This window comes from Streptococcus infantis, from assembly GCF_001579645.1.
GTDB lineage: Bacteria > Bacillota > Bacilli > Lactobacillales > Streptococcaceae > Streptococcus > Streptococcus infantis_E.
On the sequence record NZ_KQ970819.1, the window covers coordinates 21,526 to 43,573 of the forward strand.

Here is a 22,048-nt window from a genome sequence, read left to right on the forward strand (position 1 = left end):
CTAAAAATTCTACAGTAGAGGAGAAAAGTACAACCGTAGAAAATGCTTCTACAGAAGTAGCTCCTACTGAAATCAATGCAGTAACAGAACCTACGAAACCAGGTGAAGTAAATGGAACGGTGGAGAAAGCTGATTCATTTACAGCAGATAAACCTGCAAGTAAAGCAGAAATTGATGCCGCAAAATCTAAAGTAGCTAAAAAGGAATATACAGTATTTCCAAGACCTCAAAAGGTAACTTATGGCGATGGGGTTACTGCTCTAGAAGGAAAGGTAAACCTTGTCTTTAGCGATGGCTTAGATATCTATACACGTAACCGTGCCAAAGAAGTTCTCCAAGCTAGTAATGTATCTTACACTACCAGTACAAAAGCTACAGAAGGGGCGACCAACATTTTCCTTGGAGTGCGTGGGAAAGCTCCTCTGGCAGAAAAAGAAGTCCAAGATATTTCGTCTGAATTATACGATAAAATTGATGCCTATGTCTTGCGCGTGAAGGACAATAAGATTTCAATCGTCGGAAAAGATACCGATGCTGTCTTCTTTGGACTAACAACCTTGAAACAGATGCTGAAGGAGAGTCCTGTTCCAGTTCTTCGAGATGTGACCGTAGAAGACTATGCAGAAGTGAAGAACCGTGGCTTTATCGAAGGCTATTATGGAAATCCTTGGACCAAAGAAAACCGTGAAGAGCTGATGCGCTATGGTGGTGACTTGAAATTAACTCAGTACTTTTTTGCGCCAAAAGACGATCCCTATCACAATGCCAAATGGCGTGAACTCTATCCAGAAGAAAAAATGTCAGAGATTCGTGATCTAGCTCGTGTGGGGAATGAAACAAAGACTCGCTATGTATGGACCATCCATCCATTTATGCATAACAAGATGCGTTTTGACACGGATGAATTATATAAACAGGATTTAGATGTCATCAAAGCGAAATTCACCCAATTGTTAGATGCAGGTGTGCGTGAATTTGGTGTTCTAGCTGATGATGCGGCCTGGCCTGTTGGTGGCTACAATAGTTATGTTCGGTTAATGACTGATTTGACAAATTGGCTAACTGAACAAGAAACAAAATACAGTGGCCTTCGTAAAGATATGATTTTCGTTCCAGCCTGGTATATGGGACAAGGGACAGAAGATGAACTTCGTACGCTCAACGAACGCCTTCCAGAAACGGTTCATTTAACCCTAACAGGGGGTAAGGTATGGGGTGCAGTTGACCAAACCTTCCTAACAAATTTGAAGAAGAATTTGACAGAAGGTAGCAAGAAGTATCGTCCGATTCATTTTTGGATTAACTGGCCTTGTAATGATAATACCAAGCAACACTTGATTCTAGGTGGTGGTGAAAAATTCTTACATCCCAATGTTGATTTGTCCTTGGCTCAGGGCATCATGCTAAATCCGATGCAACAATCCGAAGCTTCAAAGGTAGCCCTCTTTGATGTGGCTCAGTATGGTTGGAAGCAATGGAGAAGTGTGGAAGAAGCTGAAAAAATCAATGATATGGCCTTTAACTATGTGGTCAATGGAAATTTTGAGGAAAGTGATGTATCAAAAGCCTTTCGTGAACTTGGCAAGCATATGCGCAACCAAAACCGTCCTCCACATGTCACAAAATTGGAAGAATCTGTTGAACTTGCACCTAAATTGACAGACTTTTATAATAAATTGAAGACTGGTCAAAACGTAGACGCAGAGAGAAAAGAATTAAAGGGTATCTTTGCAAACTTGAAGGCTGACGCCCTCCTTCTGAAAGAAAAAGGGGACAAGAAGCTTATTGACCAAATCCACTACTGGTTAGATAATACAGTGGACCAGATGGATGCTTTAGAAGCCTTGCTGACAGCGACAGAAGGTCTGGCTGAAAAGAATGATGCTAAAGTATGGGAACATTACTATGCTGGGGTTAAGTATTACGATCAGTCCATTAGTTATTCCTTCTTCTATGTAGACCATTATGAACGGGCAGAGTTTGGGGTGCAACATATTCGTCCATTTATCAATAACTTAAAGGAATACTTGGCAACACATATCCAGACCATGTTGCATCCAGATAAACTTGTGACCACCTTTATTACCAACCGTGCGGGGATTGAAGGAGGTCTTGCAGAAGTAACAGATGGCGACTTGGATACTCATGCGATTGTCAAGACGACAACCGTTATTGAACGAGATGATTATGTAGGACTTCGTTTCAATAAAGCCATTAAGGTCCATACGCTAGGTTTTGCTACAGGAACAAAGACAGCTGATAATTATACCTTTGGAAATGCCCTTGTCGAGTATCAAAATGAGCAAGGGGACTGGGTAGCTCTCACAAGTCCAGCCTACACAGGTCGCGAACGGACACTTGAATTTAAAGACCTCGATATTACGGCTCAAGCAGTTCGCATGCGTGCCACTGCTAAGAAGGATAATGCTTGGCTTGCCATGCGTGAAATTGCTGTTAATAGACCGCTCGAACTTGGAAGCAAGAAGGTAAAAGGAACCATTACCCTTAGTCCAAATCTGGTTTACAAGTATGGAACCAGTGTGCTTCAAATGCAAGATGGCAAAGATAACACCGAATCTATGATGGCTCATGCCAATCAAACAAATGTGACTCCAGAAAATGCTTGGGTACAAATGGACTTGGGTGGAGCTAAGAAAGTGAAACATGTTCACCTCGTTCAAGGGGAAGGTGATAAACTAGCAGCTGGTGTCATCGAATATTCTACAGACGGTACAAACTGGAAGAGCCTTCAGACCTTAGCTGGGGATCGAATTTCAGATATTAGCCAAACCTTCACAGCCCAATACATTCGTGTCCGTAATACACAGCTTCTCAGCAAATGGTGGAGAATTGCGGACTTTAGAGTTGACGTCGATACACCAAATACTGATTTGACCGTCACCAATGTCGACAGCCTGAAGGAAACGCCAGTAGTGGACAGTCGTGGTCGTTATGAAATGGCCTTACCTCAAGGGAATCATCTTCCAGCAAATGGCTATCTTGGCTTGAAATTGGATCGCCTCCATGAAGCTAGTTCAATTGCACTTGAAGGTGCAGGAGAAACAGGATTGACGCTGGAATATTCAGCAAATGAAGTGGAATGGATGAGCGCTGACCAACTTCCAGAACACGCCTTGGTGCGCTATGTTCGCATCGTGAACAAGACAGATAAGGACCAAGCGCTTCCTACTGGAAAATTAGTCGTTAATACAAAAGAAGTGGACCCAACTGAACTCTTATCAACCACTATGGGTATTCATCAATATTATGGTGCTAATGATGTTCGTCGCGTACACAACCTTGGTCAACTGTTTGATGGGGACTTTAATAATTTTGTAGAATTTTCTGATTACCAACGTAAAAACGGGGAAATTGTCATGAAACTTGGCACAACTCGTCACATCAAGAAGATTCGTGCCTATATTCAGGATGCTCAGCGTAATTATTTGCGTGATGGAAAGATTCAAGTCAGTGAAGATGGTAAGAATTGGACGGATGTTGTAACAGTCGGAGATGGTGTGGAAAATGAAATTCGTGATAATTCATTGACCGACGGCTGGACGCATGATTCTGCCAACCCAGGCAACCGTTATATCGAAGGTATTCTGGATCAACCTGTAACTGCTAAGTTTATGCGTGTTCTCTTTACAGCGGATTATAATGCTCGTTTTGTAGGATTTAGCGAAATCGTGATCAATGATGGTGAATTTATCAATCCTGAAAATAATCCTACAGTGACAGGAACTGGTAGCGAAGAAGCGGATAACCTGAAGAAAAATATGACTGACGGTAATGTATTGACAAGCTATGTAGCTACTGAAGATAAAGGAGAGCTTGTTTATCATTTATCTGAAGAAACCAAGGTCAATCATGTTCGCTTGATTGCTGACTTGCCAGAAGGTGCAAAAGTAAATGTCCAAGTTCGTTCCTTGAATGATGCTGGTGAATCAGTATGGAAAAATTTGGGTGAAGTAAGATCAAGTTTCCAAACCTTTGCCCTTTCAGGAAAAAATCCACGGATTCTCGATGTAAAAGTTTCTTGGGAAGGTGGAGAACCAGAGTTCTACGAAATGACTACCTTCTATCAAGAAGTGGTAGACGAGCCTGTACCGACAATAAGTAAAGGAGACGATCCAGCTCCGGTAGTAGAAGTGCCAGAATTTGAAGGTGGTGTCAATGCAGTAGAAGCGGCTAAGCATGAGTTGCCAGAATACACAGAGTCAGTTGGCACAGCAGGTGATGATCCAGTTCCAGTAGTAGAAGTCCCAGAATTCAAGGGTGGTGTCAATGCAGTAGAAGCCGCTAAGCATGAGTTGCCAGAGTACACAGAGGCAATCGGCACAGTAGGCGATGAGCCAGCTCCGGTAGTAGAAGTTCCAGAATTTGAGGGTGGTGTCAATGCAGTAGAAGCCGCTAAGAATGAATTACCAGAATATACAGGAACAGTAGCTACAGTGGGGAACAAGCCAGCACCAAGTCTTGTTAAACGAGCCGAAGAGGTTCGAATCTTGACTGATAAGGAAACTGGAGTTCTGGTAGCAGGGCTATCTCAAGACTTAGATGCTAATCTCAAGCTTCAAGTGCAAAAGGTTCTACGACAAGAATTAGCTGGTAAGCACTATGATGCTTATCAAGTGAAATTGCTAGATAAGGACAACCAAGAAGTTGAACTTAAAGGTGCTGTTCTAGTGAGATTGCCAGTCAAGGGTCAGGTTCAAGGAGTTTATCACATGAGCTTAGATCAAGGCTTGCAGGTTCAAAAGGTGACGCTTGTAGGTGATATGATTGAATTTACAACCAAAGATCTAGGACTTTATGCGATTGTCTATAAAGAACAAAACCAAGAACCAGTAAAACCAGTAGATCAAGTTCATGAACCAGCAGTTAATGGAGAGGTTCTTGAAAATGCTTCAGAAAAAGCAAATTCAGCAAGACTTCCAGAAACAGGTGAAAGTCGATCTGATACAGCTGCCTTCCTAGCAAGTCTCAGTCTTGTTTTATCAGTAGCTCTACTAACTGTTAAACGTAAAGAAAAGTAAGGTTGATAACTCCCAGCTCTGAAAAAGCAAATCATTATAAAAGAAGGAGAAGATAGCATAGTCTTCTCCTTTATTAATTGAGTAGTGAGGTGTATAATGAAAGTAAGAACAAGCATGAAGGAGTAGTGTATGAAAAAGATTGATCAAGCTCTACTGAAAAAAGTTATCATTGAGCGTCCTTGTTCTAGTCATAAGGGAGACTATGGTCGTCTTCTCTTGATTGGAGGGACTTATCCCTATGGGGGAGCGATTATTATGGCTGCCTTAGGTGCTGTTAGAAGTGGCGCAGGCTTGGTGACCGTAGCAACGGATAAAGAGAATATTCCAGCTCTACATAGCCATCTGCCGGAGGCAATGGTTTTTGGCCTTGATGATGAGCGATTACTTGAGCAACAGTTAGAGAAAGCGAATGTTGTCTTAGTTGGACCTGGACTAGTGGATGATAAGCGTGGAGAAAAGCTACTCCAAACAGTCTTTCGTCATTTAAGTCAAGAACAGACTCTCATACTGGATGGTGGTGCCTTATCCATTTTAGCGAAGACGGGAATGAAATTTCCTAAAGCTCAGCTTGTTTTAACGCCTCACCAAAGGGAATGGCAAGTCTTGTCAGGCTTAGAATTGACTTCCCAAGAAGCTGAGGAAACAGGAGAGGCTTTGATGAGATTTCCTTCAGGAACGATTTTGGTTCAAAAAGGTCCAGCTACTCGAATCTGGCAAGCTGATCAAACTGATTTTTATCAGCTGGAAGTTGGAGGTCCCTATCAAGCGACTGGGGGAATGGGAGATACCTTAGCTGGGATGATTGCCGGTTTTGCAGGTCAATTTCCCCAAGCAAGTCTCTATGAAAGAGTGACAGTAGCGACCTATTTACATTCAGCAATTGCCCAAGAACTAGCTGAGGACAATTTTGTAGTTCTGCCAACCACGATTAGTCAACATATCCCAGCCTTCATGAAGAAAATACAAAAAGACACCTGAGGTTTTCAGGTGCCTTTTAAGGATTAGAAGAGTCCTTTGACCTTATCAACAAGATTACCGATTCCTTCTGAGCCTGAAATCAAAATTTGTGCTTGGTTAAGATACTCACCGAGTTGGTCCTTGTTTTCTTCGACAAAGGTTTTTGCGGCAGCCAAATCTTTTTTCTCGATTAGCTCTTTTACTTGATTAAACAAATCTAATGGGTTCATGATGTCCCTCCTTTTCTAAACTTCTATTCAATCATTTTTTAGAAAAACTTGCAAGAAACTTGACCCTTCCAATAAAGTTCATGGATGTCAAATTGTGTAAATTTTGATATAATTTTTAATGATGAATTTTAGAAATGATCGGTACGTGGTCGTGGATTTAGAGGCGACCAGTACCGGAAGCAAGGCAAAAATTATCCAAGTAGGAATCGTGGTCATTGAAAATGGCGAGATTGTTGACCAATTTGCAACGGATGTCAATCCCCACGAACCCTTGGATTCTCATATCAAAGAATTAACGGGCTTGACCGATCAGCGACTAGCAGAGGCACCGGAATTTTCTCAGGTGGCTGGAAAAATTTTTGACTTGGTCAAGGACGGTGTTTTTGTTGCGCACAATGTCCAGTTTGATGCCAATTTGTTGGCAGAATTTCTCTTTTTTGAGGGCTATGAATTGCGCACTCCTCGTATCGATACAGTCGAATTGGCTCAGGTATTTTATCCTCAACTTGAAAAATACAATCTGGGAATTCTCTGTCAAGAGTTGGGAATTTCACTAGAAAAAGCCCATACTGCCTTATCAGATGCCCAAGCAACAGCAGAGCTCTTTCTTTGTATGAGACAAAAGATGTTTGGACTGCCAAAAGGATTGTTGGAGCGCTTATTGAGTTTATCAGACAGCTTACTCTATGAATCTTACCTAGTCATCGAGGAAGTTTATCAGAAACAGTCTCTCCTTGTTGAGCATGATTTGGTAGAAGTGCAAGGCTTATTCTTAAGAAAAGAGAAGCCAGTCCTTTCTCCACGTAAACTATCTAAAGATTTCCAAACCAATATTGCCTTGTTGGATTTGGAAGATAGAGCCCCACAAGCTAGTTTTTCTCAAAAGGTTCAAGATTTTCTACAGAATGAGAAAATTGCTTTTGTGCAAGCTCAGACTGGAATTGGGAAAACCTACGGCTATTTGTTACCCGCTTTCTCACTAGAAAACGAAAAAGGAATCCTTCTCAGTGTTCCTACTAAAGTTCTACAAAATCAAGTCATGCAAGAAGAGGCTCGTAGATTGGAAGAGGTCTTTCACCTTTCGATTCATAATCTTAAAGGACCACAGAATTATCTAAAACTAGATGCCTTTCATCATGCACTAGAGGAAGAAGAGTCCAATCGCTTGTACACACGTTTTAAGATGCAACTCCTAGTTTGGTTGACCGAAACAGAAACTGGAGATTTAGATGAGATTGGACAACTTTATCGCTACCAGCAGTTTTTACCAAACTTGGTACATGATGGGAATCTTCCCAAAGCTTCTCTCTTTTGGTTAGAGGATTTTTGGAGACGGGGGCAGAAAAAAGCTCGTTCTTGCCAGCTACTTGTGACAAATCATGCTTATCTCGTTACCCGACTTGAGGATGATCCCAGTCTACTAGAGGGCCGTCTCTTGATTTTGGATGAGGCCCAGAAGATCTTACTAACTTTGGAAAGTCTTTTACAAAAGAGTTTCGTTTTAAACGACATAGTAGACCAGCTAGATCAAGCTCTAGTTCGAGAAGAAGGGACGCTTCAGAGACGCTTGATGGAGAGTATTCGCTTTGAGCTTTGTCATTTGATGGACCAGTTCCTATCAGGCAAACGAAGAATGTGCCCTGCGACAACAATGGCACAACTCCAACAGGATTTTTCAGAGTTAGAAGTTCAAGTTTTCAAGGACTGTCAGCGATTTTTCTGCATGGATGGAGAATTTTGGCTATCAGCCTCAGACTTGTCTAGCAAGAAGGTTGTCATTTCTTCCAGTCGCAATCAACGTCTGCTCTTTTCGGAAATCTTTCCAGAGAGTTGTCAACTCTTAGCTGTCTCTGCAACTTTGGAAATTAGTAGCAGAGTATCTTTACCAGAACTAATGGGATTCCCGCATGCGGCCTTTGACAGACTGGATGAGAATTTTCAAGAAAATCAAGAAATTTTGGTTGTTAAGGATTTTCCATTGGTGACTGAAACCTCTCAAGAAGACTATGCTCATGCACTTGTAGAAGTGCTGGAAGATTTGTCTTATCTTGAAGAGCCCATGCTCGTTTTATTCACTTCAAAAGACCTTTTGTTGCAGGTATCAGATTCTTTATCTCTTTCTCATTTAGCCCAATATAAGAACGGGGATCCGGTTCAACTCAAGAAACGATTTGAAAGAGGAGACTCTCAACTCTTACTAGGGACAGGTAGTTTTTGGGAGGGAGTTGATTTTGCGACTCATCCTCGAGTGATTGAAGTGGTGACACGCCTGCCCTTCCAAAATCCAGAAGATCCTTTTACGAAAAAAATGAATCAGGAACTGCGTCTTGAAGGGAAAAATCCTTTCTACGACTATCAACTGCCAATGGCTATTATTCGCCTCAAACAAGCAATTGGTAGAACCATGCGTCGTCTAGGGCAACGCTCCTCTGTCCTTATCTTGGATAGCCGAATGACAAGCAAGCGATATGGAAAGCAGATTGGCAAGGCCTTGTCACAGACTAGTCGAGTGAGAGAAATTGGCAAAGAGCAAGTATTCTCAAAAATTCAAGAATTTTTACACAAAAAATAAAATAAACATCTGAAAGAATGAAGGAGACCTTTATGAAACGTTCTCTCGACTCTCGGGTCGATTATAGTTTGATATTGCCAGTATTCTGTTTGCTGGTGATTGGAGTTGTGGCTATTTACATAGCTGTCAGCCATGACTATCCTCAAAATATTTGGCCTATTCTAGGTCAGCAACTAGCATGGATCGTCTTGGGAATTATCATCAGCTTTGTAGTCATGTTTTTTAATACAAAATTTTTATGGCAGGCGACTCCCTATCTCTACGCCCTAGGTCTAGTCCTTATGGTTTTACCCTTGGTTTTTTACAATCCAAATTTAGTGGCAGCAACAGGGGCTAAAAACTGGGTGTCAATTGGAGGAGTGACACTTTTCCAACCTTCCGAATTCATGAAAATTTCCTATATTTTGATCTTGGCTCGGGTCATTGTTCAGTTCACACAAAAACATAAGGAAAAAGAACGAACGATTCCTTTAGACTTTCTCTTGATACTGTGGATGATTGTCTTCACACTGCCAGTCTTAGTTTTACTGGCCTTGCAGAGTGACCTAGGAACGGCCTTGGTTTTTGTCGCCATCTTTGCTGGACTTGTCTTGCTCTCTGGCGTTTCTTGGAAAATTATCATTCCAATTTTTGCGACAGTTGTATCAGGAATTGCAGGATTTTTGGCAATTTTCATCACAAAAGATGGGCGTGCTTTCATGCATCAGATCGGGATGCCAACCTATCAGATTAACCGTATCCTTGCTTGGCTCAATCCCTTTGATTATGCACAAACGACCACCTATCAACAGGCGCAAGGGCAAATCGCCATTGGAAGTGGAGGCTTATTTGGTCAAGGATTTAATGTATCCAACCTCCTCATTCCCGTTCGTGAGAGTGATATGATTTTTACAGTCATTGCAGAAGATTTTGGTTTTATCGGCTCTGTCCTCGTAATTACGCTTTATCTCCTACTTATCTATCGAATGTTAAAAATCACTCTGAAGTCCAATAATCAATTTTATACCTACATTTCAACTGGCTTCATTATGATGCTCTTGTTCCATATTTTTGAAAATATCGGTGCGGTGACAGGTCTGCTGCCACTGACAGGGATTCCTCTGCCGTTCATTTCCCAAGGGGGATCAGCCATTATCAGTAATCTAATTGGTGTTGGTTTGCTTCTATCGATGAGTTATCAAACGCATCTAGCTGAAGAAAAGAGCGGTAAGACAAGATTTAAACGGAAGAAAGTTGTTTTGAAAAAAGTTAAATAAGGAGTAAATCATGGCTAAAGTAGCAGTTATCTTAGCAGATGGCTTTGAAGAAATCGAAGCCCTAACAGTTATGGACGTATTACGTCGTGCCAATATTACTTGTCATATGGTTGGTTTTGAAGCCCAAGTGATGGGATCACATGCCATCCAAGTACAAGCAGATCGTGTGTTTGATGGTGATTTATCTGAGTACGACATGATTGTCTTACCAGGAGGTATGCCAGGTTCAGCTCACTTGCGTGATAATGAGAAATTGATTGCTGAACTTCAAAAATTTGAGCAAGTTGGTAAAAAAGTAGCAGCCATTTGTGCTGCACCAATTGTACTGAATCGAGCTGGTCTCCTCAAGGATAAAGGATTCACCTGCTATGATGGTGTCCAAGAGCAAATTGCTGATGGTTACTATCGCAAGGAAACAGTAGTTGTTGATGGTCAGCTGACTACTAGTCGCGGGCCAGCAACTGCACTTGCCTTTGCTTATAACCTAGTGGAACAACTTGGTGGCGATGCAGATGCTTTAAGAGAAGCCATGCTCTATCGTGATGTGTTTGGATTAGATTAACTAAAACGAGAGGAATCTATCAATTAGGGGATTCTTCTCGTTTTTTACTGTTAAAATAGAAGGAAATCGTCGCTTTTTTGATAAAAAAATGCTATAATGAAGGGTATGAAATATCACGATTACATCTGGGATTTAGGTGGAACTTTACTTGATAATTATGAGACTTCGACCGCTGCTTTTGTGGAAACATTAGCTCAATTTGGAATCGAAGAAGAACATGATAAAGTTTACAATGCCTTGAAAGTGTCAACTGCTTTTGCGATTGATCAATTTGCCCCAACAATAGAGCATTTTTTAGAAAAATATAAGGAAAATGAAGCGCGAGAGCTTGAACATCCTGCCTTGTTTGAGGGAGTACCTGCTTTATTGGAGGAAATTTCAGACCAGGGAGGACGGAACTTTTTAGTTTCGCATCGCAATGACCAAGTTTTGGAAATCCTTGAAAAGACTGGAATTGCTGACTATTTTACAGAAGTAGTAACAGCTAGCTCTGGCTTTAAGAGAAAACCAAATCCAGAGTCTATGATCTATTTGCGAGATAAGTACAAGATAAGCTCTGGCATCGTTATTGGTGATCGTCCTATCGATATTGAAGCTGGACAAGCGGCTGGCTTAGCGACGCATCTCTTTGAAAATATCGTGACATTGAGACAAGTATTAGAAATGTAAGAAAAAGGGAAAAAATGACAGAAGAAATCAAAAACCAACAGGCACAGGATTATGATGCCAGTCAGATTCAAGTTTTGGAAGGTCTGGAAGCCGTTCGTATGCGTCCTGGAATGTATATCGGGTCGACTTCAAAAGAAGGCCTACACCACCTAGTCTGGGAAATCGTTGATAACTCTATCGATGAGGCCTTGGCGGGATTTGCTAGTCATATTCAGGTCTTTATTGAGCCAGATGACTCTATCACGGTTGTTGATGATGGACGTGGTATTCCTGTTGATATTCAAGAGAAAACAGGCCGTCCTGCCGTTGAAACTGTCTTTACCGTTCTTCACGCTGGAGGTAAATTTGGCGGTGGCGGTTACAAGGTTTCAGGTGGACTCCACGGTGTAGGTTCATCCGTTGTAAATGCTCTCTCAACTCAGTTGGATGTTCGTGTTCACAAAAATGGAAAAATCCATTACCAAGAATACCGTCGTGGACATGTTGTCGCTGACCTTGAGGTGATTGGAGATACTGATAAAACAGGTACAACCGTACACTTTACTCCAGACCCAGAGATTTTTACAGAAACAACAACCTTTGATTTCGATACATTAAACAAACGTATCCAAGAACTCGCCTTTCTGAATCGTGGCCTTCAAATCTCCATCACTGACAAGCGTGAGGGACTTGAACAAACAAAACACTACCACTACGAAGGCGGAATTGCGAGCTATGTTGAGTATATCAATGAAAACAAGGATGTCATTTTTGAAAAACCAATCTACACTGATGGAGAAATGGATGATATCACAGTCGAAGTAGCCATGCAGTACACAACTGGTTACCATGAAAATGTCATGAGTTTCGCGAATAACATTCATACACATGAAGGCGGAACCCATGAGCAAGGGTTCCGTACAGCCCTAACTCGTGTCATTAACGACTACGCTCGTAAAAACAAACTTCTCAAAGACAATGAAGATAATCTAACAGGTGAGGATGTCCGTGAAGGATTGACTGCTGTTATCTCTGTGAAGCATCCAAATCCTCAGTTTGAAGGACAAACGAAAACTAAACTTGGAAATAGTGAAGTTGTCAAGATTACCAACCGACTCTTTAGTGAAGCATTTTCAGACTTCCTGATGGAAAATCCTCAGATTGCTAAGCGTATCGTTGAAAAAGGGATTCTGGCAGCTAAGGCGCGTGTCGCAGCCAAACGTGCTCGTGAGGTTACTCGTAAGAAATCTGGTTTAGAGATTTCAAACCTTCCAGGGAAATTAGCAGATTGTTCCTCAAACAATCCAGCTGAAACTGAACTTTTCATCGTCGAAGGAGATTCAGCAGGAGGTTCTGCAAAGTCTGGTCGTGACCGTGAATTCCAAGCGATTTTACCAATTCGCGGTAAAATCCTCAACGTTGAAAAGGCCAGCATGGATAAAATCCTTGCCAATGAAGAAATCCGTAGCCTTTTCACAGCTATGGGAACAGGCTTTGGTGCTGAATTTGATGTCAGCAAGGCCCGTTACCAAAAACTCGTTATCATGACGGATGCCGATGTTGATGGAGCCCACATCCGTACCCTCTTGTTAACCTTGATTTATCGTTATATGAAACCCGTTTTAGAAGCAGGTTATGTTTATATCGCTCAACCACCAATTTACGGTGTTAAGGTCGGCAGTGAAATTAAAGAATACATCCAACCTGGAGCAGATCAAGAAACCCGTCTACAGGAAGCCTTGGCTCGCTATAGTGAAGGACGTTCAAAACCAACTATTCAGCGTTATAAAGGTCTTGGAGAAATGGATGACCATCAACTTTGGGAAACAACCATGAACCCAGAACATCGTCTCATGGCGCGTGTATCAGTTGATGATGCTGCAGAAGCAGATAAAATCTTTGATATGCTCATGGGTGACCGCGTAGAACCACGTCGAGAATTTATCGAAGAAAATGCTGTCTACAGTACGCTTGACGTTTAAAAAAATTGGGAAATAGTTCCCATGGTTTGAAAAATATGATATAATCATTACAATTGTTTCATGTATAAAAAGGAGTTTGATATGTCTGATAATCTGTTGATTATTACTATGATTGCAATCGCGGCTCTTCTGATTATTGCATATGTTGTGGCAGTTTTGTTACGCAAACGCAATGAAAAGAGGCTCGCAGTATTAGAAGAAAGAAAGGAAGAGTTGTATAACCTTCCAGTTAACGATGAAGTAGAAGCTGTTAAGAATATGCATCTGATTGGTCAAAGTCAGATTGCATTTAGAGAGTGGAACCAAAAATGGGTAGACCTATCCCTCAACTCATTTGCGGATATTGAGAATAATCTGTTTGAAGCAGAAGGGTACAATAATTCATTTCGCTTCTTAAAGGCTCAACACAAAATTGATCAAATTGAAAGCCAGATTACCCTTATCGAAGAAGATATTGCTTCCATTCGAAATGCTTTGGCAGATCTAGAAAAACAAGAATCCAAAAATAGTGGTCGTGTCTTGCATGCTTTAGATTTATTTGAAAGCCTGCAGAAAACAGTCGCAGAAGATTCTGAGAAATATGGTCAAGCACTTCCTGAAATTGAAAAACAATTGGAGAACATCCAATCTGAATTTTCTCAATTTGTGACGCTAAACTCTTCAGGAGATCCAGTTGAAGCAGCAGGAATTTTAGATAATGCTGAAAACCATATTCTCGCTTTGACACATATCGTAGAGAGAATTCCAGCAATTGTTACTAAACTAACGACTGAACTCCCTGATCAACTTGAAGATCTAGAGGCTGGCTATCGTAAGTTGCTTGATGCCAACTATCACTTTGTAGAAACTGACATTGAATCACGTTTACAGTTGTTGTATGAAGCATTGAAGAACAACCAAGAAAATATTAAAAAATTGGAATTGGACAATGCTGAATATGAAAATAATCAGATTCAAGAAGAAATCAATGCTCTCTATAATATTTTCACACGAGAGATTGCTTCTCAAAAAGTTGTTGAAAACTTGTTGTCAACACTTCCAACTTATCTTGACCATTTAAAAGACAACAACCAAGTCTTGGTGAAAGATATCGAGCGTTTGAGCAAGAACTACTTGATGGCTGAGAGTGATGTAAATCATGTTCGTCGTCTTCAAGTGGATTTGGATTCCCTAGAACTTACAGTTAGCGATTTGACTTCAGAACAAGAGGAATATTCAGAAGCTTACTCTGTCTTGGAAGAACGTTTAGAAAATGTTCAAGCTACATTAAAAGAAATTGAAGATGATCAAGTTTCAGTGAGCGAACGTTTAGTACAGATTGAAAAAGATGATGTTAATGCTCGTCAAAAGGCAAATGTTTACGTCAACCGCCTCCACACGATTAAGCGCTACATGGAAAAGAGAAATCTTCCAGGAATCCCACAGAACTTCTTGAAATTGTTCTTTGCTGCTAGCCATAGTACTGAGGATTTGATGGCAGAGTTGGAACAGTCACAAGTCAACATTGAGTCTGTTAATCGTATCCTAGAAATCGCATCACATGATATGGAAGATTTGGAAACAGAAACTTACAGCATTGTGCAATATGCAACCTTGACAGAGCAATTGCTTCAATATTCTAACCGCTACAGATCATTTGATGAAGGGATTCAACAAGCCTTCCATGAATCTTTAGAAATCTTTGAAAATGCCTTTGATTATCAAGCATCTTTCGAAAAGATTTCCCAAGCTTTGGAAGTTGCTGAACCAGGGGTAACAAATCGCTTTGTTTCCTCATATGAAAAAACAAGAGAAATCATTCGATTTTAATTAAGAAAAGGCGGTGGGACTGAAATCGATAGACAAAGTCTCGACTTCGTAGTCCCAGCCCCGCCAAGATGATTAGGAGTTTTTGGAGTCTAAAAGACGAACAAAAAGTCCAATCAGCTACCGCGTCAAAGTTTGATTGCAAATAAAAAGTGAGGTAGGGATCTTTTGTCCCAACCTCTTTCTTTTACCTATCTTTTTTGAAAAAATGGACATTTTCCTATTTATCATTGAAATTATAGGTCTGATTTGATATGATAAAACTATGACAAAAAAAAGAACAAACCGTAAAGCGAACGACAAGAAGAGAAGAAATTTGTGGATTATTGTGGGGCTTCTATTCTTCACAATCTTAACATTAGGTGCTGGTATTGCTTATAAAGTCTTGACGAAGCAAGCTTTTGAGCAAAAAATTGAAGCACTGAAAAAAGAAAAAGATGATTCCTATTCACAAGGAAGTCAGAAAGATCATTTTCGTAAGGGGCAGGCAGAAATCATCACCTACTATCCTATGACGGGGGACAAGGTGATTACCTCTGTTCAGGATATCATTGTAAAAGATATTACGGATAAGGTAGAAGATAAAGAACATTTGATTTTTTACTACTCTGAAAAAGATTCTTCTTCCATCAAAGGTGTGGAGAGCCATCTTGTAAAAAAACAGGCCTATGACCTGAGTGATTCTACTGTTGTGGAATTAGAAAATACATCATTAGATCAGCTTTATCTTAAGGAAGATGGGACCCTGTTTACATTAGATCAGCTCTTTACAGATGCTAGCAAAGCTAAAGAGAAGTTTCTTGAGGATATCAAGTCAACGCTCCAAGATAAAAAGATTGAACAAACTCTTGTTGATCAAGTAATAGCCGATTTTACAGCTAGCGATTTATCATCTTGGAAGTTTGCATACAAAGATAGTCAATTGGTTCTTTATCCAATCAAAGCAACCAATAATGGAGAAGAAATAGCTTTGCCTATTTCAGACTTCTTTGATGTTATCCAATCGTCCTATCTAACTGAAAAGGATGCAGAACTTTATAAGAAGGCTCAGGCTGAGAAAAATAAAAAAGTAGTAGCTCTTACCTTTGATGATGGACCGGATGGAAATACAACTCCACAAGCTTTAGATATTCTAGCCAAGTACAAGATCAAAGCAACCTTCTTTGTACAAGGAAAGAATATTGCAGGTAATGAGTCGATTCTTAAACGTATGCAGTCTGAAGGTCATGAAGTTGGAAACCATAGTTGGAATCACCCGGTTTTAACAAAACTGTCATTGGAAGACGCTAAGAAACAGCTTACAGATACCGAAGATGCTATTACAAAAGTTCTTGGGAAAAGCTCTAAATTGATGCGTCCACCATACGGAGCAATCTCAGATGATATTCGTAATAGCCTTGATTTAAGCTTTATCATGTGGGATGTGGATAGTTTGGATTGGAAGAGTAAAAATGAAGCTGCGATTTTGACAGAAATTCAGCGTCAGGTAAGCAATGGCTCTATCATTTTGATGCATGATATCCATCAAACATCTGTTAATTCACTACCAAAAGTAATTGAGTATCTACAGGAACAAGGTTATAGTTTTGTGACTGTATCAGATCTACTCAACACTCGTTTGAAGCCACATGAGATTTACTATTCTCGTAACCAGTAAGTTCACAGTAGGCAAATATTTAAAAAAATTAAAAAAAGATAGTTTTAATCTTGACAAGTAGGGGAAAACTTGATATCATATAAAAGTTGAGAAAAGCAGAAGTGAGAACTTCTCGCCTTGCGACTAACGTTGTCTGGCCCCTACGGATCAAATTTCAGAAATGAAATACAATCATGTAGTGCGGGTTTGCGTTAGCAAGTCCGCTCTTGTTTTTCTCTAAATTAAAAAAAGAGGTGAAAACCATAGCAAAGCAAGACTTATTCATCAATGATGAAATTCGTGTACGCGAAGTTCGCTTAATCGGTCTTGAAGGTGAGCAATTGGGTATCAAACCACTAAGCGAAGCGCAAGCACTTGCGGACGAAGCTAATGTGGACTTGGTTCTCATTCAACCTCAAGCTAAACCTCCTGTTGCGAAAATTATGGACTACGGTAAGTTCAAATTTGAGTACCAGAAGAAACAAAAAGAGCAACGCAAAAAACAAAGCGTTGTGACCGTGAAAGAAGTTCGTTTGAGCCCAGTTATTGACAAGGGTGATTTCGAAACTAAACTTCGCAATGCTCGCAAGTTCCTTGAAAAAGGAAACAAAGTGAAGGTATCCATTCGCTTTAAGGGGCGTATGATCACCCATAAAGAGATTGGTGCAAAAGTTTTAGCCGAGTTCGCTGAAGCAACTCAAGATATTGCTATCATTGAACAACGTGCTAAAATGGATGGACGCCAAATGTTCATGCAATTGGCGCCAGCAACTGACAAAAAATAATTGTCAGAAAGTTAAATAAAGGAGAAAAAATCATGCCAAAACAAAAAACACACCGCGCATCAGCTAAACGTTTCAAACGTACAGGTTCTGGTGGACTTAAACGTTTCCGTGCTTACACATCTCACCGTTTCCACGGAAAAACTAAAAAACAACGTCGTCATCTTCGTAAAGCATCTATGGTGCATTCAGGAGATTTCAAACGTATCAAAGCAATGCTTACTCGCTTGAAATAATCGCGTATTTGTAAGTAAACAATTCTAGGAAATATTTGGAGGAAATAAAACATGGCACGTGTTAAAGGTGGCGTTGTATCACGCAAACGTCGTAAACGTATTCTTAAATTAGCAAAAGGTTACTATGGAGCTAAACACATCTTGTTCCGTACTGCAAAAGAACAAGTAATGAACTCTTACTACTATGCATACCGTGACCGTCGTCAAAAGAAACGTGACTTCCGTAAATTGTGGATCACACGTATCAATGCGGCAGCTCGTTTGAACGGACTTTCATACTCACAATTGATGCATGGTTTGAAATTGGCTGAGATCGAAGTTAACCGTAAAATGCTTGCTGACTTGGCTGTTAACGATGCAGCAGCTTTCACAGCTCTTGCAGATGCAGCTAAAGCAAAACTTGGTAAATAATTATTCATAAGACTGGTGCAAGTTTGTCCCAGTCTTTTTTAAACAAAGGAGAAAAAAATGGCTTCAAAAATGCTACACACATGCTTGCGAGTAGAAAATCTTGAAAAATCAATCGCTTTTTATCAAGATGCTTTTGGTTTTAAGGAATTACGTCGTAGAGACTTTCCAGACTACTCTTTCACTATTGTTTATCTTGGACTTGAAGGTGATGATTATGAGTTGGAGTTGACTTACAACTATGATCATGGACCTTATGTTGTCGGTGATGGTTTTGCTCACATTGCCCTAAGCACACCTGATCTTGAGGCTCTTCATAAAGAACATAGTGACAAAGGCTATGAAGTTACAGCGCCTAATGGACTTCCAGGGACTCAACCAAACTATTACTTTATCAAAGATCCAGATGGATACAAGGTAGAAGTGATTCGTGAGAATTCATTATAGTTCGTATCTAGGCTGGTCAAAAAGTCTTTAAAATTAAAAAAACGCATAATATCAGGTCTTGAAAAACCTTGATACTATGCGTTTTATTGTGGGGAGATTCACTTCATTTTCTCCTGAAATTGAGTTTTTGCCCAGTCTCTCTTTTTTAATTTGTGGTTGAATGAAAGAATGGAGTCAGACATTCACTAAATTCAAAAAAACAAAAAAGGTACTCGTTTTTCTATCAAGTCTTGTTAAAGCGTGTGAGTCAAGGGAGAGAATTTAATTCAATTTCTACAAGGTAAGAAAGAAATTGTTTTTCTATTTTCTAAAATGGTATAATATAAGAAGAAAAAGGGAGGTGATAGCGAGTGATTGCACAACTTGATACAAAAACGGTTTATAGTTTCATGGAGAGTATGATTTCCATTCAGAAGTATGTTGACCAAGGGAAAGCTTATGGCTACTCAGCACTTGGAATCATGGATATTGATAATCTCTATGGAGCTTATTATTTTATCAAAGAGTGCCAAAAGCAAGGGATCCAGCCCTTATTAGGTCTTGAGGTGACCGTTCATCATAAGGAAGAACTGATTAATCTGCGCTTTCTAGCCCTATCAAATCGTGGTTATCGAAATCTTATGAAGCTTTCGAGTCAAAAAATGACAGGTAAAAAGGAATGGACTGATTTTTCTCCTTACCTTGAAGATATTTGCATCATTGTTCCCTACTTTCAGGAAATAGTAAATTTGGATTTGGGACATGACTACTATATCGGAGTTTATCCAGATACAGCTCAGTCGAATTTTTCTCACCCCATTCTCCCACTTTATCGTGTTAATTCTTTCGAAGCTGAGGATTTAGAAACGCTCCAAATGCTCAAGGCGATTAAGGAAAATGTGACCTTGCGAGAGGTGGATGTTCAATCGCAACAAGGCTTGTTTTTACCTGCTGAGCGTCTTGAACAATTTTTTGTAGAAAAGTTTCCAAAAGCTTTAGACAATCTATCTGAACTGATTGGGACAACTACTTATGAGATTGATAGTAGTCTCAAGCTTCCTCGTTTCAATCCAGAGAGACCAGCTGTTGAAGAGTTGCGCGAAAGAGCTATTAAGGGCTTGGAACTGAAAGGCTTACTAGATTCAGTTTATCAGGCTCGTTTAGAAGAAGAGCTATCTGTGATTCATGACATGGGATTCGATGACTATTTCTTGGTTGTCTGGGACCTCTTACGTTTCGGTCGTTCTCAAGGATATTATATGGGTATGGGACGTGGATCTGCAGTTGGAAGTCTAGTGGCCTATGCCTTAGATATCACTGGTATTGACCCTGTGGCTAAGAATCTCATCTTTGAGCGCTTTTTAAATCGTGAACGTTATACCATGCCCGATATCGATATTGATATTCCCGATATCTATCGTCCTGAATTTATCCGCTATGTTCGTGACCGTTATGGTAGTATTCACGCTGCTCAGATTGTCACCTACTCAACCTTTGGTGCCAAACAGGCCGTCAGAGATGTTTTTAAACGGTATGGTGTTCCCGAGTATGAGTTGACATCCATAACAAAAAAAATTGGTTTCAAAGATACCTTAACAAGTGCCTATGAAGGGAATCTAGGATTTAGACAACTGATTCAAGGTAAGATTGAGTACCAAAAGGCTTTTGAAATTGCTAAAAAGATAGAAGGCTATCCTCGGCAAACTTCCATCCACGCTGCTGGTGTTGTGATTAGTGATAAAAATCTAACGGACTATATTCCTCTTAAGTATGGAGAGGATATGCTCATTACCCAGTATGATGCTCATGGAGTTGAAGGAAATGGCTTGCTCAAAATGGATTTCTTGGGCTTACGAAACCTAACTTTTGCTCAAAAAATGCAGGAGCTCTTATTTGAAACTCAAGGAATTCAGTTAAGGATTGAGGAAATTGACCTTGAGGATAGGGAAACTTTAGCCCTCTTTGCAGCTGGGAAGACCAAGGGAATTTTTCAGTTTGAACAACCTGGTGCTATTCGCTTATTAAAGCGCGTGAAACCAGAAAGCTTTGAAGAAGCAGTGGCAACGACTTCCCTCAACAGACCGGGGGCGAGTGACTATATCGACAACTTTGTGGCTCGAAAACATGGTAAAGAAAAGGTAACAGTTCTGGACCCAGTTTTGGAAGATATTCTGGCTCCAACTTATGGCATTATGCTTTACCAAGAACAGGTAATGCAAGTCGCACAGCGTTATGCTGGCTTTAGTCTTGGAAAGGCCGATATTTTACGTCGGGCTATGGGAAAAAAGAATGCTGCCGAGATGCACCGAATGGAGGAGAGTTTTATCCAAGGTGCCCTCGAAAAAGGTCATGGAAAGGAACAGGCTCAGCAGGTTTTTGCCGTCATGGAAAAATTTGCTGGTTATGGTTTCAACCGATCGCATGCTTATGCTTATGCGGCTTTAGCTTTTCAACTTGCCTACTTTAAAACACATTACCCAGAAATCTTTTATCAAGTCATGCTCAATTATGCTAGTGGAGATTATATTCTCGATGCCCTTGAAATGGGTTTTGAACTAATACCACTCTCTATCAATACAATCCCATATCAGGATAAATTGACAGACAAGACTATTTACTTGGGACTTAAGAGCATCAAGGGGATGCCTCGAGATTTTGCTTATTGGATTTTAGAGAATCGTCCTTTTATAAGTGTTGAAGATTTTGTCACTCACTTGCCTAAAAATTATCAGAAGTTGAGTCTCTTAACTCCCCTAGTCGAGATTGGTTTATTCGATAGTTTCGAAAAAAATCGCCAAAAAATCTTATCCAACTTACCTACTTTATTTATTTTTGTGGAAGAATTGGGTAGTTTGTTTGCAGATAATAGCTACAATTGGCTTGAGAGTGAGGATTTTACGCAAGTCGAGAAGTTTCGTAAGGAACAGGAGTGGCTTGGAGTAGGTATCAGTCCGCATCCTTTATTGCTCTTAGCAAAGAATCCTTTGTACCCAATTGTGAGTTTGTCTGAACTATTTGAAGGACAGACAGCTACAGTACTCGTTGAGATTCAGTCTATCCGAGTAATCAGAACTAAAAAAGGTGAAAACATGGCCTTTCTGAAAGTTAGTGATAGTAAAACGAAGCTTGAAGTCACAGTTTTTTCTGACCAGTATCGCCAATTTAAAAATCTCTTACATGAAGGAAGATTCTACTACCTTAATGGAAAAGTACAGGCAAGAGATGGTCGGCTTCAATTAGTGTTAAATAATCTAAAAGAAGCAGTGAGTGAACGATTTTGGATACAGGCTGCTGATCATGAACATGATACTGAAATTTATCATATTTTAGAGCAATATAAGGGAGAAATTCCAGTCATCATTCGCTACGAAAATGAACAAAAAAATGTCCTTTTACCGAGTTATTTTGTTGCAAAAGATGTTAGTTTACAGGAATCTTTAAGTCAGATAGTTATGAAAACGATTTATCGTTAAAAATCAATGAAAATAAAAGAATTTTAACTTTAATT

General features: G+C 40.1%; 15 protein-coding genes and 1 other annotated feature. Of the genes, 14 read left to right on the forward strand and 1 reads right to left on the reverse strand.

The window, feature by feature from the left end:
• Together SINDD18_RS04410 and SINDD18_RS04415 are read left to right on the forward strand one after the other, a co-directional pair.
• On the forward strand, positions 1 to 5,039 hold a 5,039-nt coding region (locus tag SINDD18_RS04410), incomplete at its 5' end, for an SIALI-17 repeat-containing surface protein (RefSeq protein ID WP_241497339.1).
• Between the two features lie 129 nt (positions 5,040 to 5,168).
• Positions 5,169 to 6,017 (forward strand): NAD(P)H-hydrate dehydratase, encoded by an 849-nt coding sequence (locus SINDD18_RS04415; RefSeq protein WP_061863249.1) that lies wholly within the window; start codon positions 5,169 to 5,171, stop codon positions 6,015 to 6,017.
• Positions 6,018 to 6,040: 23 nt separating this feature from the next.
• Here the strand turns inward: SINDD18_RS04415 and SINDD18_RS04420 are convergent, their stop codons facing one another.
• Entirely contained in the window at positions 6,041 to 6,226 is a 186-nt protein-coding gene (locus SINDD18_RS04420; RefSeq protein ID WP_061863250.1) for a hypothetical protein, read from the reverse strand.
• A gap of 118 nt (positions 6,227 to 6,344) precedes the next feature.
• Here SINDD18_RS04420 and SINDD18_RS04425 point away from each other — a divergent pair, with 118 nt between their 5' ends.
• The 12 genes from SINDD18_RS04425 to SINDD18_RS04480 all read left to right on the forward strand — a co-directional run bounded on the left by SINDD18_RS04425 (position 6,345) and on the right by SINDD18_RS04480 (position 22,013).
• Positions 6,345 to 8,798 (forward strand): bifunctional DnaQ family exonuclease/ATP-dependent helicase, encoded by a 2,454-nt coding sequence (locus SINDD18_RS04425; RefSeq protein ID WP_193750826.1) that lies wholly within the window; start codon positions 6,345 to 6,347, stop codon positions 8,796 to 8,798.
• Positions 8,799 to 8,830: 32 nt separating this feature from the next.
• Complete coding sequence (locus SINDD18_RS04430) at positions 8,831 to 10,054, forward strand: FtsW/RodA/SpoVE family cell cycle protein (protein WP_061863251.1); 1,224 nt, start codon at positions 8,831 to 8,833, stop codon at positions 10,052 to 10,054.
• A 10-nt stretch (positions 10,055 to 10,064) separates the two neighbouring features.
• Positions 10,065 to 10,616 carry a DJ-1 family glyoxalase III gene (locus tag SINDD18_RS04435; protein WP_061863252.1) on the forward strand — a complete coding sequence of 184 codons (552 nt, stop codon included), beginning with the start codon at positions 10,065 to 10,067 and terminating at the stop codon, positions 10,614 to 10,616.
• 105 nt (positions 10,617 to 10,721) lie between these two features.
• Entirely contained in the window at positions 10,722 to 11,285 is a 564-nt protein-coding gene (locus SINDD18_RS04440; protein ID WP_049531027.1) for an HAD family hydrolase, read from the forward strand.
• Positions 11,286 to 11,299: 14 nt separating this feature from the next.
• Positions 11,300 to 13,246 carry a DNA topoisomerase (ATP-hydrolyzing) subunit B gene (gene gyrB / locus SINDD18_RS04445; protein WP_061863253.1) on the forward strand — a complete coding sequence of 649 codons (1,947 nt, stop codon included), beginning with the start codon at positions 11,300 to 11,302 and terminating at the stop codon, positions 13,244 to 13,246.
• A gap of 81 nt (positions 13,247 to 13,327) precedes the next feature.
• Positions 13,328 to 15,055, forward strand: a complete 1,728-nt coding sequence (gene ezrA / locus SINDD18_RS04450; protein ID WP_061863254.1) for a septation ring formation regulator EzrA — start codon at positions 13,328 to 13,330, stop codon at positions 15,053 to 15,055.
• Between the two features lie 262 nt (positions 15,056 to 15,317).
• Positions 15,318 to 16,709, forward strand: a complete 1,392-nt coding sequence (gene pgdA, locus SINDD18_RS04455) for a peptidoglycan-N-acetylglucosamine deacetylase PgdA (protein ID WP_061863255.1) — start codon at positions 15,318 to 15,320, stop codon at positions 16,707 to 16,709.
• Between the two features lie 87 nt (positions 16,710 to 16,796).
• Positions 16,797 to 16,927 (forward strand) — a sequence feature (ribosomal protein L20 leader region).
• Positions 16,928 to 16,942: 15 nt separating this feature from the next.
• Entirely contained in the window at positions 16,943 to 17,473 is a 531-nt protein-coding gene (gene infC / locus SINDD18_RS04460) for a translation initiation factor IF-3 (protein WP_000848177.1), read from the forward strand.
• Between the two features lie 32 nt (positions 17,474 to 17,505).
• On the forward strand, positions 17,506 to 17,706 hold the full coding sequence (gene rpmI / locus SINDD18_RS04465) for a 50S ribosomal protein L35 (RefSeq protein ID WP_001125942.1): 201 nt from the start codon (positions 17,506 to 17,508) through the stop codon (positions 17,704 to 17,706).
• Between the two features lie 51 nt (positions 17,707 to 17,757).
• The gene (gene rplT / locus SINDD18_RS04470; RefSeq protein WP_000124830.1) at positions 17,758 to 18,117 is read left to right on the forward strand and encodes a 50S ribosomal protein L20; all 360 of its coding nucleotides are present in this window, start codon (positions 17,758 to 17,760) and stop codon (positions 18,115 to 18,117) included.
• A gap of 57 nt (positions 18,118 to 18,174) precedes the next feature.
• On the forward strand, positions 18,175 to 18,561 hold the full coding sequence (gene gloA, locus SINDD18_RS04475; protein WP_061863256.1) for a lactoylglutathione lyase: 387 nt from the start codon (positions 18,175 to 18,177) through the stop codon (positions 18,559 to 18,561).
• 350 nt (positions 18,562 to 18,911) lie between these two features.
• Positions 18,912 to 22,013 (forward strand): DNA polymerase III subunit alpha, encoded by a 3,102-nt coding sequence (locus SINDD18_RS04480; protein WP_061863257.1) that lies wholly within the window; start codon positions 18,912 to 18,914, stop codon positions 22,011 to 22,013.
• Positions 22,014 to 22,048: the final 35 nt, after the last annotated feature.

Excerpts from the sequence above, each read along its gene's own strand:
- SINDD18_RS04415 (WP_061863249.1), top strand. The coding sequence starts at position 5,169 with ATGAAAAAGATTGATCAAGCTCTACTGAAAAAAGTTATCATTGAGCGT.
- SINDD18_RS04420 (WP_061863250.1), bottom strand. The coding sequence starts at position 6,226 with ATGAACCCATTAGATTTGTTTAATCAAGTAAAAGAGCTAATCGAGAAA.
- SINDD18_RS04425 (WP_193750826.1), top strand. The coding sequence starts at position 6,345 with ATGATGAATTTTAGAAATGATCGGTACGTGGTCGTGGATTTAGAGGCG.
- SINDD18_RS04430 (WP_061863251.1), top strand. The coding sequence starts at position 8,831 with ATGAAACGTTCTCTCGACTCTCGGGTCGATTATAGTTTGATATTGCCA.
- SINDD18_RS04435 (WP_061863252.1), top strand. The coding sequence starts at position 10,065 with ATGGCTAAAGTAGCAGTTATCTTAGCAGATGGCTTTGAAGAAATCGAA.
- SINDD18_RS04440 (WP_049531027.1), top strand. The coding sequence starts at position 10,722 with ATGAAATATCACGATTACATCTGGGATTTAGGTGGAACTTTACTTGAT.
- gyrB (WP_061863253.1), top strand. The coding sequence starts at position 11,300 with ATGACAGAAGAAATCAAAAACCAACAGGCACAGGATTATGATGCCAGT.
- ezrA (WP_061863254.1), top strand. The coding sequence starts at position 13,328 with ATGTCTGATAATCTGTTGATTATTACTATGATTGCAATCGCGGCTCTT.
- pgdA (WP_061863255.1), top strand. The coding sequence starts at position 15,318 with ATGACAAAAAAAAGAACAAACCGTAAAGCGAACGACAAGAAGAGAAGA.
- rpmI (WP_001125942.1), top strand. The coding sequence starts at position 17,506 with ATGCCAAAACAAAAAACACACCGCGCATCAGCTAAACGTTTCAAACGT.
- rplT (WP_000124830.1), top strand. The coding sequence starts at position 17,758 with ATGGCACGTGTTAAAGGTGGCGTTGTATCACGCAAACGTCGTAAACGT.
- gloA (WP_061863256.1), top strand. The coding sequence starts at position 18,175 with ATGGCTTCAAAAATGCTACACACATGCTTGCGAGTAGAAAATCTTGAA.